The organism is Pedobacter sp. R-06, from assembly GCF_049913135.1.
In the GTDB taxonomy this organism is placed as follows: Bacteria; Bacteroidota; Bacteroidia; order Sphingobacteriales; family Sphingobacteriaceae; genus Pedobacter.
This window is the reverse complement of the sequence record NZ_CP183977.1, coordinates 5,580,963-5,595,608: the sequence shown is the minus strand read 5'-3', so window position 1 is coordinate 5,595,608 and position 14,646 is coordinate 5,580,963. Positions and strand designations below refer to the sequence as shown.

The 14,646-nt window shown below is 38.1% G+C and carries 15 protein-coding genes; 6 read left to right on the top strand and 9 right to left on the bottom strand.

Translation table 11 applies throughout. The features are described from left to right. The first annotated feature begins 79 nt into the window (after positions 1-79). Positions 80-400 (top strand): winged helix-turn-helix transcriptional regulator, encoded by a 321-nt coding sequence (locus tag ACN9MR_RS22670; protein ID WP_426326804.1) that lies wholly within the window; start codon positions 80-82, stop codon positions 398-400. A 95-nt stretch (positions 401-495) separates the two neighbouring features. Here ACN9MR_RS22670 and ACN9MR_RS22665 read toward each other — a convergent pair whose 3' ends face one another. Next, positions 496-882, bottom strand: a complete 387-nt coding sequence (locus ACN9MR_RS22665) for a winged helix-turn-helix transcriptional regulator (RefSeq protein WP_426326803.1) — start codon at positions 880-882, stop codon at positions 496-498. 85 nt (positions 883-967) lie between these two features. Between ACN9MR_RS22665 and ACN9MR_RS22660 the strand changes: the two genes are divergently transcribed. From ACN9MR_RS22660 to ACN9MR_RS22650, 3 genes are all read left to right on the top strand, one after another. Further along, positions 968-1,480, top strand: coding sequence for a dihydrofolate reductase family protein (locus ACN9MR_RS22660; RefSeq protein ID WP_426326802.1), 513 nt, complete (start codon positions 968-970; stop codon positions 1,478-1,480). Positions 1,481-1,497: 17 nt separating this feature from the next. Continuing rightward, positions 1,498-1,833: a putative quinol monooxygenase gene (locus ACN9MR_RS22655; protein ID WP_426326801.1), complete on the top strand. Its 336-nt coding sequence runs from the start codon at positions 1,498-1,500 to the stop codon at positions 1,831-1,833. A 174-nt stretch (positions 1,834-2,007) separates the two neighbouring features. Beyond that, positions 2,008-4,026: a M13 family metallopeptidase gene (locus ACN9MR_RS22650; RefSeq protein ID WP_426326800.1), complete on the top strand. Its 2,019-nt coding sequence runs from the start codon at positions 2,008-2,010 to the stop codon at positions 4,024-4,026. A 125-nt stretch (positions 4,027-4,151) separates the two neighbouring features. Here ACN9MR_RS22650 and ACN9MR_RS22645 read toward each other — a convergent pair whose 3' ends face one another. From ACN9MR_RS22645 to ACN9MR_RS22615, 7 genes are all read right to left on the bottom strand, one after another. After that, positions 4,152-5,459, bottom strand: coding sequence for an HlyD family secretion protein (locus ACN9MR_RS22645; RefSeq protein ID WP_426326799.1), 1,308 nt, complete (start codon positions 5,457-5,459; stop codon positions 4,152-4,154). Continuing rightward, positions 5,449-7,641 (bottom strand): peptidase domain-containing ABC transporter, encoded by a 2,193-nt coding sequence (locus ACN9MR_RS22640; protein ID WP_426326798.1) that lies wholly within the window; start codon positions 7,639-7,641, stop codon positions 5,449-5,451. Before ACN9MR_RS22640 ends, ACN9MR_RS22645 begins: the two co-directional genes overlap by 11 nt. A 1-nt stretch (position 7,642) precedes the next feature. After that, positions 7,643-8,731: a hypothetical protein gene (locus ACN9MR_RS22635; protein ID WP_426326797.1), complete on the bottom strand. Its 1,089-nt coding sequence runs from the start codon at positions 8,729-8,731 to the stop codon at positions 7,643-7,645. After that, positions 8,728-8,889 carry a hypothetical protein gene (locus ACN9MR_RS22630; protein WP_426326796.1) on the bottom strand — a complete coding sequence of 54 codons (162 nt, stop codon included), beginning with the start codon at positions 8,887-8,889 and terminating at the stop codon, positions 8,728-8,730. The genes ACN9MR_RS22635 and ACN9MR_RS22630 overlap by 4 nt, the downstream gene beginning before the upstream one ends. A gap of 4 nt (positions 8,890-8,893) precedes the next feature. Then, entirely contained in the window at positions 8,894-9,826 is a 933-nt protein-coding gene (gwsG, locus tag ACN9MR_RS22625) for a grasp-with-spasm system ATP-grasp peptide maturase (RefSeq protein WP_057930908.1), read from the bottom strand. An 84-nt stretch (positions 9,827-9,910) separates the two neighbouring features. Beyond that, positions 9,911-10,108: a hypothetical protein gene (locus ACN9MR_RS22620; RefSeq protein WP_426326795.1), complete on the bottom strand. Its 198-nt coding sequence runs from the start codon at positions 10,106-10,108 to the stop codon at positions 9,911-9,913. A 51-nt stretch (positions 10,109-10,159) separates the two neighbouring features. Continuing rightward, positions 10,160-10,351, bottom strand: coding sequence for a hypothetical protein (locus ACN9MR_RS22615; RefSeq protein WP_157257913.1), 192 nt, complete (start codon positions 10,349-10,351; stop codon positions 10,160-10,162). Between the two features lie 576 nt (positions 10,352-10,927). Between ACN9MR_RS22615 and ACN9MR_RS22610 the strand changes: the two genes are divergently transcribed. Continuing rightward, on the top strand, positions 10,928-12,700 hold the full coding sequence (locus ACN9MR_RS22610) for a tetratricopeptide repeat-containing sensor histidine kinase (protein ID WP_426326794.1): 1,773 nt from the start codon (positions 10,928-10,930) through the stop codon (positions 12,698-12,700). A gap of 10 nt (positions 12,701-12,710) precedes the next feature. After that, positions 12,711-13,457, top strand: coding sequence for a LytR/AlgR family response regulator transcription factor (locus ACN9MR_RS22605; RefSeq protein WP_426326793.1), 747 nt, complete (start codon positions 12,711-12,713; stop codon positions 13,455-13,457). Positions 13,458-13,753: 296 nt separating this feature from the next. Here the strand turns inward: ACN9MR_RS22605 and ACN9MR_RS22600 are convergent, their stop codons facing one another. Continuing rightward, on the bottom strand, positions 13,754-14,605 hold the full coding sequence (locus ACN9MR_RS22600; protein WP_426326792.1) for a hypothetical protein: 852 nt from the start codon (positions 14,603-14,605) through the stop codon (positions 13,754-13,756). Between the last annotated feature and the right edge of the window lie 41 nt (positions 14,606-14,646).

Below are 14,646 nucleotides of genomic sequence, written 5' to 3'. Positions count from 1 at the left end.
CAAAGGAACTGATTTTGACTTTGTAAAATACCAGATCCTTTTGATAACAAAACAAATAGTGGTAACCTAAAAGTGACTAATGGAAAATAAATCAGACCATGCTGACTGCCCTGTTATAGATACTTTAGCTTTGATTGGAGGACGGTGGAAATTGATTATTCTGCATGTGCTTTGCAAACATACCAGGCGTTTTGGGGAAATTAATGTTCGGATACCCTCTATTTCAAGAAAAGTATTAACCGAACAATTGAGAGAACTTGAAGCTGATGGCTTAATTAGCAGGAAACAGTACAAGGAACTTCCTCCCCGGGTAGAGTATGCGCTCACAGATTATGGGGAAAGCCTCCGCCCTTTGTTAACTTACATGTCGGCTTGGAGCAGAAAAAAAAGTGTTGAATAATTTAACTCAAAATATAAAAATCTCTTTCTGGCACTTGGAGAAACTGCATTTGGAGTTTACTTTAGGGTAATCAGCGCTATATGCTGTTTTTCCAGTCACGCTTCACTTTTATTCGAAACTACTTCTATCTGCTTTCCATTAGCATATAGTTTGCCCCAGTTGCAAAGGTTGTCTAAAATAGGTACGAGATCTTGGCCCTTATTGGTTAGGATATACCTTTTGCCTGCCGGAACCGTATCGGGAATTTCCTTTTTAACCAGGATGGCATGGTTCTCCAGCTCTTTGAGTTGTCTTGCCAAAACTGTTTCGGAAATGCCCGGCAATTGCTGTAGCAACAGGTGAAACCTGTCATTGCCCAGAAAAATATTAAAGACAATTTGTGATTTCCAGCGACCGCTCACTATACTGATCGCCGAATTGCGTTCGCAGATCTGTGCCAGGCGCTCTTCATTAATATAATTCGAAGATTGTTTTTTTCTCATGTTTCAGTTACTGCTTTAACTAACAATTTTGTTAGTTATTGAACGTAAATATACCAGTGAGCATATTTGTAAAAATACGAAAAAAATGAAAATCAGTATCTACATCGCCACATCGGCAAATGGTTTTATTTCTAATTCGAGAAACAATCCAGACTGGCTATCTCCTGCATATGGGGAGGGGTTTTATGCCATTAGCCAAAAGACAAAGGCAGTGGTTATGGGTAAAACCACTTACAACATTTTGGCTCCAGACTACCTTCCACTCAAGATTGAGGGAACAACGGTGGTGCTCACATCCAAAAACGACCTGGTACCACCCAACCAAACAGTCGTTTTTACCAGGGAGAGCCCGTCTGAAATAGTCAAGAGGCTAGAAAGTGCCGGTCATGATGAAGCTGTTATTATTGGTGGGGCCATGACCATGAGTGCCTTTTTAAATGCAGGACTGGTAAATGAAATTTATTTTGTAGTTGAGCCGACACTTTTTGCCACAGGTTTGCCATTACTACAGGAAGTGAAAACGGATATTAAGTTGAAATTAATAGCTGTAAATAAACTGAACGATGATACCGTACAGTTACACTACAAGGTTAATTGATCATTAATTGAATGGGCATGAATAATAAGTTAAAACCAGTTACTGTTGTGATAAACTGTGTAATCAGGCATGATAAATTGAAAATAGCAAAGCAGGAACTTTATAAAGTTATTGGGATTGTTTTATTAAAAGAAAAAGCTTGTAAAGGTATCCATGTGCACGAGGATCCCGAAAATCCGAACGAATTATTGATTATAGAGCAATGGAAAAATAAAGAAATCTTCGTTGGTGCCCACATGCGAACGCAACATATGATTGATTTTCTGAAATTGGCAGAAGCGTTTCTTGAAAAGGAAGCCACATTCACATTTTGGAATGAAATTCCGCTTGACAAACTTAATCCGGTTATTTAATTATCCCGGGCATGGCGAATAAGGTTGGTACAAAATAAAAAATAAACGAAATTCATTGTAAAAAATAACTTAATTGATTAATTCCTGGCATTATCCATGTACAATTTATACGCCCGGCATAACTTGGGGCTAAGTGATGGAATGATGATATTATGAACGAAGTTAATACCAATTATGAAAAATTTGATCCTGGTTATATTTGCCTTAACAATTGTATGCTATTGCTGCCGGTTTCGCAACAAGGCCGAAACAATTGATGGCGCATCAAAAGGATTTGACAAGCGTAACATCGACTCTTCCCAAAATCCATGTTTGGATTTTGATGGTTTCGCAAATGGCAACTGGAAGAAAGCAAATCCGCTGCCTGCCACCGAAAGCAGATGGGGCGCTTTTGAAATACTTGATCAGGAAAACAAAGTAAAGCTGCGGCAGCTTGTAGATAGCATTACTAAAATATCAAAAGCTAAGCCTGGTACAGAGACGCAACAGATTGCCGACTTTTATCACTCCTTTGTAGATACGGGTACAATTGAGCAACTTGGCTTAAAGCCGCTTAGTACATATTTACAGGCAATAGACCAAATTGCCAGCCTTAGCGATTGGGTGAGGGAAACAGGAACCCTTCAAAATATCGGTGTTCCAACATTTGTAACATACAGTATAGAAGCCGATGCCAAAAACAATAAAATGCAGATTTTGTATTTAAGGCAAGGTGGATTAAGCCTGCTTGATGAAAGTTTTTACCATACAAACGTGCACAAGAATGTGATATTGCATGATCAGTTTGTTAAACATGTTAATTTAATGTGGAAGTTGGCTGATTTTAAGCCGCTAACTCCCGGAGAAACCATTTATAACTTGGAGCAACAGGTTGCTAAATTACAGTTATCGAGCCTGAAGTTGCGTGACCAATTAAAAACCTATAACAAAATCCGCACATCAGAAATTATTAGAAAGAACCCGCAGGTTGACTGGAATCTTTTCCTGAAAACTCAGGATATATATACCCCAACGGTTGTTGCAGAAGACCTGGCCTACATAAAAAACCTGACCTTTTTGCTGGAGAGAACGCCATTATCCACTTTAAAATTATATATCAGGTGGCAATTGTTATCTCATTTTGCGCCCTATCTGTCAAAAAGATACCAGGTGCCCCATTTTGCCTTTTTCGGAACAGTAATGGCGGGAAAAAAAGCACAAAAAAGTCGTGTAGAAAATGCAATCGAAGAAACTGAAAAAGCACTGGGTATCCCTCTTGGGAAGCTTTTTGTTGCAAAATATTTTCGAAAGCAGAATAAAGAAAAAATAAGGGAAATGATCGAAAACGTTCGCAGCGTTTACCATCAGAGAATTAACGCTTTAACCTGGATGAGCAATAAGACCAAGGTGGCTGCGCAAAATAAGTTAAAGGCGATGACCTTTAAGATTGGATATCCGGAAAAGTGGCAGAGCTACTCAAGTTTGAAGATCAGTCCATCACAACTGCTGGCAAACGTAATTGCCACAGCTCATTTTCAGCATAAAGAGTGCATAGCTAAAATTGATAAACCTGTAGATAGAAATGAGTGGCATTCGACGCCGCAGACCGTAGATGCGTTTTATGATCAATATACCAATAGCGCATGTTTCCCCGCTGGGATTTTGCAACCGCCATTTTATAATGAGCATGCGGATGACGCCATTAACTATGGTGCAATAATCGCCGTTATCGGGCACGAGATTACCCATGCTTTCGACGACCGTGGATCGAAATTTGATGCTTCAGGCAATTTGAACAACTGGTGGCAGGCTGAAGACAGGCGTAATTTTGAAAGCCTGGCCACCCGATATATTAATTACTTTAACCAAATAGAGGGACAACCAGGCTTGTATATTAATGGACAGCTTACCATTAGTGAAAATATAGCCGATCTGGGTGGGCTTACGCTCGCCTATTATGCCCTTAAGAAAAACTATAAGGACAAAAAAACTCCTGCACCGATTGACGGATTTACCTGGCAGCAACGTTTCTTCTTAGGCTGGGCACAAATGTGGCATAGCGATATTAGTGATGAAGCATTGCGCAACGAACTACAGACCAATCCGCATGTGCCTTTCCGATTCCGGATCAATGGCCCATTAGCACAGCTGAAGGAATTTGAGCAAGCCTGGGGATGTAGCAAAAGAAGAACAAGCTCAATAGTGATCTGGTAACGCTAAAGCTAAATACCGGAAACAAATTTCTAAACTGTTATAAGAACCATCTAAAAAATTGTTGTTTGTAACGGTTAGCGGTGGCTTATTTTTATCCCGGACAGGTACCGGGGGCCAGCCCTCTTCTACTCTGACTGGTACCTGGTAAGCTTTCTGATCTGGTAAAAAAACCGCTCAATTAACCGTAAGTCCTGTGTTACAATTTCGGCATTTCCCTTTAGCTCTTTATCGAAAGGAAGCGTTTTCTGATAAGAAGTTTTCAGTCCTCTTGGAAGCACAACATCAACATAATAATTGCCTTTTTCGTCGGGCGTGAAAGATATGTTTTGAACCCTGCCTTCTATAATGCCATATTCCTGGTAGCGGTAATTGTCGAGTTTGATTAAAACTTTTTCGCCCCTGGCAATTTTTCCCGAATTGGTTGCTGCTACAAACATTCTTCCGATAAGCGCCTTTTTTTGGTCGGGTAAAATAGATAAAACAGGATCGCCACGTTTTACAAATTGATTTTCGCCCCAAAACTGCTGGAAGCTGATTACCCCATCTGTAGAAGAAACTACCAGGTAGTTTTGCTCCCAGGCCCTTAGCGAACGCCTTAACTGCTCTAGCAGCTGTAAGGTTTGTGCGGCGAAATTGATTTTATCTTTCTCTGCATTTATGGTTGTACCGCTTTTTGTTTTATTGAGGTTAAAAATGGCTTCATCTGTTTGCGATAAAGAGATATCGATGTTTTCTAAGTTCTGTTGTGCCTGTAAAAATTTAATTTTTTCGTTTTCAAATTCCAAAGCCGAAATTACCTTTTGGTTTAGCAGCAGCTGAGCGCGCTGATAATTTTTCTTTACCAGTTCGAATTTTAAACCTTCGAAAGTTTTTTGCTTTTTTAATGCAATTATCCTGCTTTTATTGGTCTGAATGTTTTGAGCGGTTGCTATATTTTCGGGCGCATAGGGCTTAAGCCTGGTAAACAGCTGCTCATCCTGAAATGCCTTTGCAAAGTTATTGTAATCGCCCTGTAGCTCACCCAATTTGAACCGCGAAACTTTATCAACCGGAAACGAAAACAGCTTACCGGGGGAAATGGAATCTATAATGCTTTTAAGCTGTAAAACATCTTTATAATTTGCGGTAGATTGTAAAACCATTAATATTTCATCTTTTTTTATCTTTTGATGATCGCTGATGAATATTTTTTCAATTTTAGAGTCGGTTCTGATCTGTAATTTTTCTGGTGGGTTTTGCGAGGTAACCACAATTGTTGCGGGTACAAACTCGGGATATTTAATGAAATAACTCATTAGCAAAATCATTAAAAGGATGGCCAGGATAACCAAACTGCCCCAGCGGACCATCCAGTGTGGTGGTTCTGACAGAATATCCTGCACACCTTCCGAGCGCAGCTGTACCTCGTCCAGTTTATCTTTTTTAGTTTCCAAGTTCGAGCTGGTTTTTTATTAATCTGTAATATTCTCCTTTTTTGGCCACCAGTTCGTTGTGGTTGCCTTCTTCTACAACCATTCCCTTATCCAGCACGATAATTTTATCGGCATGTTTAACCGTAGATAACCTGTGGGCAATTACAATGGCCGTTTTGCCCTTAAAAAACTGGTTCAGGTTTTCGATAATTATTTTTTCGTTATTGGCATCTAACGCACTTGTGGCCTCATCGAAAAAGATGTATTCTGGCGATTTATACACCGCCCGGGCAATAAACAATCTTTGCTTCTGCCCACCGCTAACGCCCATACCTTCGTTACCGATTTTGGTGTTGTAACTTAAAGGCAGGCTTTCTATAAAATCCTGTATGTTGGCAATTTCTATGGCTTTTCTCAGTTTTTGTTTATCAATCGCATCCTCGCCAATGGCGATATTATTGGCAATACTATCGTTAAATACATAACTTTCCTGCATCACTACACCGCAATGGTCGCGCCAGTACCTGGGCGAAATATTTTTCATATCGGTGCTGCCAATTTTTATTTCGCCTTTGTCGGGTTCGTAAAATTTGGTCAATAACTTTAAAAGCGTTGTTTTTCCGCTACCGCTGGCCCCAACTATAGCCGTGGTTTTTTGAAAGGGGATAACAAGGTTTAAATCTTCGAAAACAAACGAATCGGCTCCTGTATACCTGAACGATACAGACTTCAGTTCGATATCTTTCTGCGCAATTTCGGTGGCATATTGTTCTTCGCTGCCTTCTTCGTTGTCTTTATCGTGAATTTCCTGTAACCTTTCGAGCGAAATTCTGGCATCCTGTGTTTGTTTGATAAATTCTATGAGCTGCATTAGGGGGCTGTTTAGCTGGCCAATGATGTATTGTACCGAAAGCATCATGCCCAGGGTAAGGTTACCACTCAGAACCAGTTTTGCGGCAAGGAAACTAACCAAAATATCTTTTATCTGATTAATAAAACCACCGCCAACAGATTGCCACTGTTCTAACGAGAGGGCCTTTATTTTGATCTTAAATAACTTTACCTGTAAAAATTCCCAGCCCCAGCGCTTCTGTTTTTCGGCATTATGCATTTTTATTTCCTGCATGCCATTAATCAGTTCTATTACCGTGCTCTGCTCTTGCGCAACCTGGGCAAACATTTTATAATCAAGTTCTTTTCTTCTTTTAAGGAAAAAAACAATCCACCCCACATACAAAAGTGCGCCCAGCAGGTACACGATAAATAACCGGTAATCGTAAATGAAGAGTATAATGCTAAAAATAAGCAGGTTTACCATCGAGAAGAGGGTATTGAGCGAGGAGCTGGTTAGCAATTGTTCTATCCGGTGGTGATCGTTTATCCGCTGCATAATATCACCTGTCATCCGTGTATCAAAGAAACTGATCGGAAGTTTCATCAGCTTGATAAAAAAGTCGGAAATGATTGAAATGTTAATCCGGGTAGAAAGGTGTAGCAAGATCCAGCTCCTAATTATTTCGATCCCCATTTTACCCATAAAAAGCATCACCTGGGCGAGTAAAACCAGGTAAATAAAGTTAATGTCCTGGTTTTGTATGCCTACATCAACAATACTTTGGGTAAGGAAGGGAAAAATAAGCGATAATAAACTCCCGGCCAGTAAGCCAACGGCCAGCTGGATAACGAGCGATTTATATTTTAGTAAATACCTGGAGAGGAAAGAGAAGCTTGTTTTTTTTTCTGTGTCTTCGAAATCGCTGGTGTAAAATGCAGGGCTTGTTTCTAAAATAAGGGCAATACCTTCTTCTGTATTTTCGTGGGCATTTTCGCCGATCCAGTATTTTATAAATTCTTCTTTGGTATAGGTAATTAAGCCATAACCCGGATCTGAAACATAAACCTTACCGGCCTTGTCTATTTTATAAACCACAACATAGTGGTTTTTATTCCAGTGTACAATGCAGGGCAATGGTGCATCGGCCAGCAGGGTATTAAAATTTATTTTAACACCAAGCGTTCTAAAGCCTAAAGCCTCTGCTGCATTACTCAGGCCAAGCAAACCACTTCCTTCCCTAGTGGTTTCCGCAAGGGTTCTGATTTGCTGCAACGCAATGCTTTTGTTATAGTGTTTGGCTATAATGCGCAGGCAGGTTGGTCCGCAGTCCTTATTGTCGGGTTGTTTATAAAAGGGGAAAGATTTCATGCTAAACAGACCAGGCCATATTAAAATGATTTGATAATTTTTGCTGATCTATATCGCATCCCCTTGCAGAGATGGCAACACCAGAATCCTTTAGGTTAATATAATTTTCTTCATAATCCCATTTTGATAAATAAGGATTGTAAGCACATTCAGCTTGATGATACCATTTCTCATCACCTTTAACAGGCACTCGGCTATCAACACACATGTACCTAAATTCACAATCGCTGCAAACAAGTGTATTGTTTTTGTTGATATTTCCTAATTCGCGAAATTTATCCGAATGGATGGTATTTAAAAACAGATCTTTGGTTAACAATTTTACATTGCCAAAGCTATATGTATTGTTTAAACCATTTTTAACGTTCCCTTCCCGATCGATGTATACCTTTCCGTAGTAGTAAGAATGAACGTTGTAGGCCTCTAAAAAATGTTCGTTATTTAACGACAGTTTATCTGTAGTTAGCTTGGTTTTATAGGTAGCAAATTCTTCTTCAAAAAAGTTAAAATAAACATTTTGATATAGTTGTGTGGTTTCTGCTTGGTTGGTTGAATTGAAGAAATTAACCGAAAAAATTAAGCGGTAATTGCAGATCAGCTGACGTGTTGTTTCATAGCTTTCCTGATCAAAGTTTTCAATGTACAGATAAACACTATCTATTTCGAGGGTATCTATTTTCGCTAAAAGCACGAACAGATGATCATCTATCCGAGGCGCTATAACTGATACGTTTAAAAGGTACTCATCTTTAATAAAATCAAAAAAAACAGGGTCTGTATCCGAATGCACAATTGCATTAGTGAGCAGATTTGGTTGCTCAAAATTTCTGTTTAAACTTTTGAAACGGTTCTTTTCATTACGGTCAGTTATTTCAAATATGATTTCTTCCTTAAGTAAAAAATCTACCAACTCCTCTTTTTCCCCCCGGTCGGTAATTTTATTAAAATTAATCACATCGTTGGTATCCAAAACGTCATAATGCGCGTTAGGGATAAAAAAATAATCTTTCCGAATAATATCATAAATAATTGCTCTATTGTAACCCTTAACAGGAATGCACAATTGATTTCTTAAAAATAATTTATTCATAACGGCGATTTATAAAGTAGGTCTAATTGTAAACTTTTGGTGCAGAATATTTTAGATTCTCTGGTTTTGATTAAATACCTCGGTTTTTCTTTTTTAACTAAAGATTTTAAATGAATGGGCGCATTTCCATTTTGAATTTCCAGGCTGATTTTTTTCATGTGATTATAGATTTAAAGCAATTTCCTTTTCCAGGTTGTAGTTGCAAGGACTGGAAACCATTCCGAACTGACCAATAGGATTGAGGTCTAAAAAATAATATTGCTGATCTTCTTTGGATAGAACGACATCAAAAGAAGCGCAATTCAAACCCATATTATCCAACAAGCCTTTAATTTTCCGCTCGTAATATTTTGGAAATTGGTAAGGTGTTATTCTATTGGGTTTCGATCTGTCGTAATTTCTAAAGTCGACCTTGGTTTTACTATTGCTTTGAGAAAAAATTGCCATCGCATAAAAATTGCCATTGAGGTAGAAACACCTTATTTCATAACTTTTTAAAATGTTTTTCTGGAAAAATGTAGGGACAAATTCATTTGGCAATGCTTCAATATCAGCTGCTGTTATTTCGGTTGTATAGGTTAGATGAATGAAATCATCAGTATCAAAAATAGAAAGAGGAGCATTTAAGGGTTTAGAAATGATATTTTTTTCCTGCTTATAAAATTCAAGTAAGGCTTCTTTATTTCCGGTAACAATAAAATTTGGCGCTGGTATTTTAAGTTTACTACATAAATCCAACAGATGAAGTTTGTTTATATCTCTTGTTTTAAAATTATTTATGCCGTCTTTTTTATCGAAAGTGAAATGAATGTATTCCATTAAACTTGCATTTTCTGCCGATAGGTAATTACTGATATGTTGACTATTAAAGTTTTTTACAAAGTCGATATCCCCCCGCCTGTACCATATTTTGGTTATTTCATTACTGTGAATCGTTTTTCCATTAATGTTGATTATAAAATCCTTTTCTGTAATCGAAATCAGTTTTGCATCTGTATCTTCATTAATGCGGATAAATTTCTTTTTCAAATGTAATAACCAGTTAATAACCATAGCGGTAGAGTAATCATCAGTAATGGAGAAAATCAGGATCATGCTTAATTGGAGTTAACTTTATGTTTTGTTTAATTTGGTGAAAAATGGAGGCTGTTAATCCTCCATTTTTTAATCGGAGCAGCTTTAATCAGTCGAGCTGGAAAGGCCTTGTACCGTTCTTACACTTCTTATACTTCCATCGTCATTGTAATAGGTATACTGGCCATCAGGTGAATTGGTTGTGCCGGTTCTTACCCAACATTCACTCATGCAGCCTGCGAGTTTTCCTCCATTGATTTGGCTATTTTTTAAATCAATTCGTTTTTCAAATAAACCTTTCATACTATTTGTTTTATTGGTTAACAGATATTGTAATTTTTGTTTTTGGTGTGATTAGCAATTGTATTCAGTACAAACCTGTATGGTTGTTTTATTATCGTCCTTAACGGTATAACGTACATCAGAACAGCCTTGCGTACAGGTTTCTGTGCGAACTGTAGTATTCGATTCGGCTAATTTCCCTCCATTGATTTGACAGCTTTTTAAGTCAATCCTTTTCTCAAATAACTTGTTGTTTGTTTTCATAATAAAATAATTTTAATGTAATAGATAAATTTCGCCATCTTACCCTGGCGTTTGGGTTTTGTTCATTTAAAAATCGACACAAACCGAAGGGATTACAAGCGGCAGTTGATATATGACAGGTTTGAGCACCTTTTCGTTAATTCTGCATGCATATTCGTAAAACAGCTAAGCAGCAACGGAGATTTAATTTACCTTTTCTAAGAAAAAAATGCTTAAAAAACACAGCCAGCAAGCCGCATATCCGCATTCAGGCCTTTTTTGGTATTGTAGCGGTATTTCAGATATATATTAAACCGGTACAGATATAGAATGAAACCCGACAGATATTTGTCTGCTGTTTTTTTTAGTGTATACTATTTATACTTTTAAAGAATAATTCAACCCGCACCCCATTGAAGGTGTTATATGTATGATAAGCCAATTCTTTCGTTAATGAACACCTGTGCGAGAACCCTGATAATCCTTTGTACGATTTGTTTTCTTATTATTCCGGCTTGCAGAAATAAGGAAATACCGCCTAAGGCTGAGCGCCAGTCTGTTAAAAAAACTGTTTTCCGGGATGATCTATCACTAATTTTGTCCTTAGATACGCTGTCTTCTGCAGCAGTTAAAAAAATAGTTTACCAGCAAGACAGCCTGTTGGGCAAGGATCCTGATAAAGAATCAAACCCTTATTATCATTATTTCCATGCCAGGAAATATGTTTATCAAAATAAAAGGGATAGTGGCTTAATTGCCTACCAGAAAATGAAAGGGCTAAAGCAGGATGATGATATTGAGTTATTGAAAACCTATCGTGTTTTAACCCATAAAATGGCCGGCGGATCGATGGTAGAGCCTGCTTTAATGGGCCAGATTTTTGCGGCTTTGAAAATTGCTGAGCAAACCCATAGCCGGTTAACCTATTCTTTTTATGATCTATTGGCGCAGGCCTATTTCCAGAACCAGGATGAAAAAAAATCAATTGAGTATGCTGCCATGTACTTTAAGCATAATCCGTTTAATACACACCCTGTAATTAAACAACGTTATTTCGATATTTCGTTCCTGTTGGCATCGCGGCTGGGCGATTTTAAAAAAATGGTACATTTTAACGCCCAGGCCCGGCGTTTGGCAAAACAGGTTGGCGATAGCCTGGCAATAGCCCGCACTTACGATAACGAAGCACAGATTTACAGCCGGCAATTGCAAACTGCCAAAGCCCTGGCCTGTAGTAAAATTTATTTCAACTACCTTAAAAAAACCAATAACCTGAATGGTATTGCCTACAATAACCTGGCTACCGCATTTTCTCAAGATAAACAGCCCGATTCGGCCATTAAGTATTATAAAGCAGGTATAGCTTTCGAAAAACGCGACGCATCAGCCAGGCAAAAGGATGTCTATTACAACGGCCTGCTCGAAGCCTATAAAATGAAGGGCGATTTAGCCCATGCGCTTCAGGCTGCAGATTCTGCCTATACTATCGAACTGGGTAACTATAAAGCAATCGAAGCTGTTAAGGTTGCCGAAATTCATGAAAAATATCAGACAGAAAAAAAAGACCGGAATATAGCAGAGTTAAATAGCCGCAATAAACTGAACGAAACCATTATTAAACAGCAACGCTGGACACTTTTTTTAGTCCTGATGATCTTTCTCAGTATAGTTTCTTTCTTTTATAGTTTCTACCGCCAGCAGCGTTTAAGGGAAAAGAATAAATTATTAAAGTCAGAAAACCAGCGCTTAAATGTAGAGCAGAAAATGTTACAGGCACAGTTAAACCCGCATTTTATCTTCAATGCCATAGCCAATTTACAAAGCCTGGTTGCTTCGGGGCATATTGAGGAGTCTGTGTGCTACCTCAGGTCTTTTTCAGAACTATTGCGCAGTACCCTGGAGCAGAACAGAAAAGATTTTATCGAAATAGATGAAGAAATTGCTTCGCTAAACAATTACCTCCGGTTGCAGCAAATGCGTTATGCCGATGTTTTCGATTATAAAATTGTAGTTGATGATCAATTGAATCTAAACCAGACGCTAATTCCGCCCATGCTTGTTCAGCCCTTTGTAGAAAATGCAATTGAACATGGTTTTAGAAATATAGGGTATAAGGGGTTGCTAAACATATCTTTCAAAATTAAAGACGGTTTGCTGGCAATCGAAATAGATGATAACGGAAGTGGCCTGGGCCCAAAGCCTAATGAAAACCCAAAGAAACAATCGCTTGCCCAGGTAATTTTAAAAGAAAGAATCGATTTGCTTTTTACCGCTAACGGGCAGCAAGCTCAATTTAAAGTAAGCGATAAGCGGATAAATGCTGTAACAGGCGTATTTGTTGAAATACAGATTCCAATAGTTAACGATTAAATAAGTTGTTATGAAACTTTATATTTTAGAAGATGAGATCCGGATTTTACAGCATATCTTACAAATTGTTAAAAAAATCGACTACCTCGAAGTTGTAGGCTTTGCCGGAGAAATTGCAATCGCAAAACAGGAAATCCTGGCATTAAAACCCGACATTATTCTGGCCGATATCCGTTTAAAGGATGGCGATAGTTTCCACCTGTTTGATGAAATCGGTGTTACCGATTTTCAGGTTATTTTTCTAACCGCCTACGATCAGTATGCCATACAGGCACTTAATTTAGGTGCCTTTGGGTATTTACTTAAACCAATTGATGAGGTAACATTAACCACGCATTTAAACAAATGTTATCATCACCGTGAGCAGGAAACTTTAGGGCAGCAACAGCTTGCCATTGCCAAAGAACACTACCTTGCCCAGGGCGTAGCTGCCGCGAAGCGAATTGCCTTAAAAAGCCTTGAATATATAGAGGTAGTAGCCATTGAAGATATTATGTACTGTAAAAGTGATAAGGGTTACACTACATTTTATTTAAACGATAACAGCGAGATCCTGGTTTCGAAAGGATTAAAGGAATATGAAAGTTTGCTTACGCCCTATGGTTTTTTAAGGTGCCACCAATCGTTTCTGGTTAATTTTAAATACGTTAAAAAATATTACCGCGAAGGGTATCTGCAAATGGAAAACAAAGAAAACATATTGGTTTCGAGCAGAAAAAAAGAAGAGGTATTAAGATACCTTGAAAATATTGCATAGTATTTGCCGAAGCGGTAACCAATGGCCGCTATAAAATAGACAGGAATTTCATCCGGCCTTTAAGCATATAGTCCCTAATTACGAAAAATACGGATACACCACATTTTCCGTCAATCAAATGGAAGATAAAACATCGTCAGGGATGATGGCGAAGAATCCCGGCAAACACATGGCCATGTTCGAGGCGTTGAAAAAAGCACTTAAACTGCCAGAATATTAAATTTTAAAACAGCCTCCAAAAAAAACTTGTAACTGTTGCAACAAGCATTCATTTCAAAATACCTGAATTGTTAATATTATTGGGATGTAATATTAATTTCTCCGCTAAGAATATTTCCTGAAACTTTTGTTGTCTTATTTCTTTCAATTGGAATGAAAACGGGGATCGGAAGTGATCCTGGGGGATCAATATCTATAAAAAGGGTTCTTCCGGTTGTTAGCAGCTTAAGTTTAAATGGTCCATTGGCTGATGTATTGACCTGAAAATGGGGCCTTCTGGTTACGCCATTAAAGGGATTATAGGTATCAAAACTTATAGCGGTAGATTCACCGAATAGCTCTGCATTAAAAGTATGAATATCAGAAAAAGAAATTTCGACTTCTCCGATTACACGCTGCATCATCAGATCCACGGTTTTGTTTCCCGTAATGCTAACGGTGTCTTTTGCCAGAAATGTATCAGTGGTCCTATAATTTTTTTCGCCCTCGTAAGGATCTGGATAAAGATACTGCATGTAAGCCTGTGCAATTTGTAGCTTTACTGGTGCTGTAGCAGGCGTTTGGTAAAAAAGATTAATGCCAAAAGGTGTATTGGATCCTGCTGCAACAAAAATGTAATTTGCTGGTGGCAGGCTAAAGGCGATTTGTCCAAAATTTAAATCAGTTGAGCTTTGAGTTTGCCTTGCTACTTCTTCACCGCTAGAAACATCGTAAACAATAATGCTCAGTTGTGTAATATAGTTTTTTATCGGTTCGTTTTGGAATCCAACATTAGCCTCCCCTATATTGTGATTTAGCCCACCAATACGAAAATTGACAGTATATTTTTTTTGATTTGAACCATTATTTATTAAATCAATAAAATCCATTTTACAGCTCATTATTAAAATCAACTGTGACAATGCCAATAGCAAAAATAACTTTCTCATACTACTAATGTACGGTTATTTAAGTGTATCACCCTGTAAAA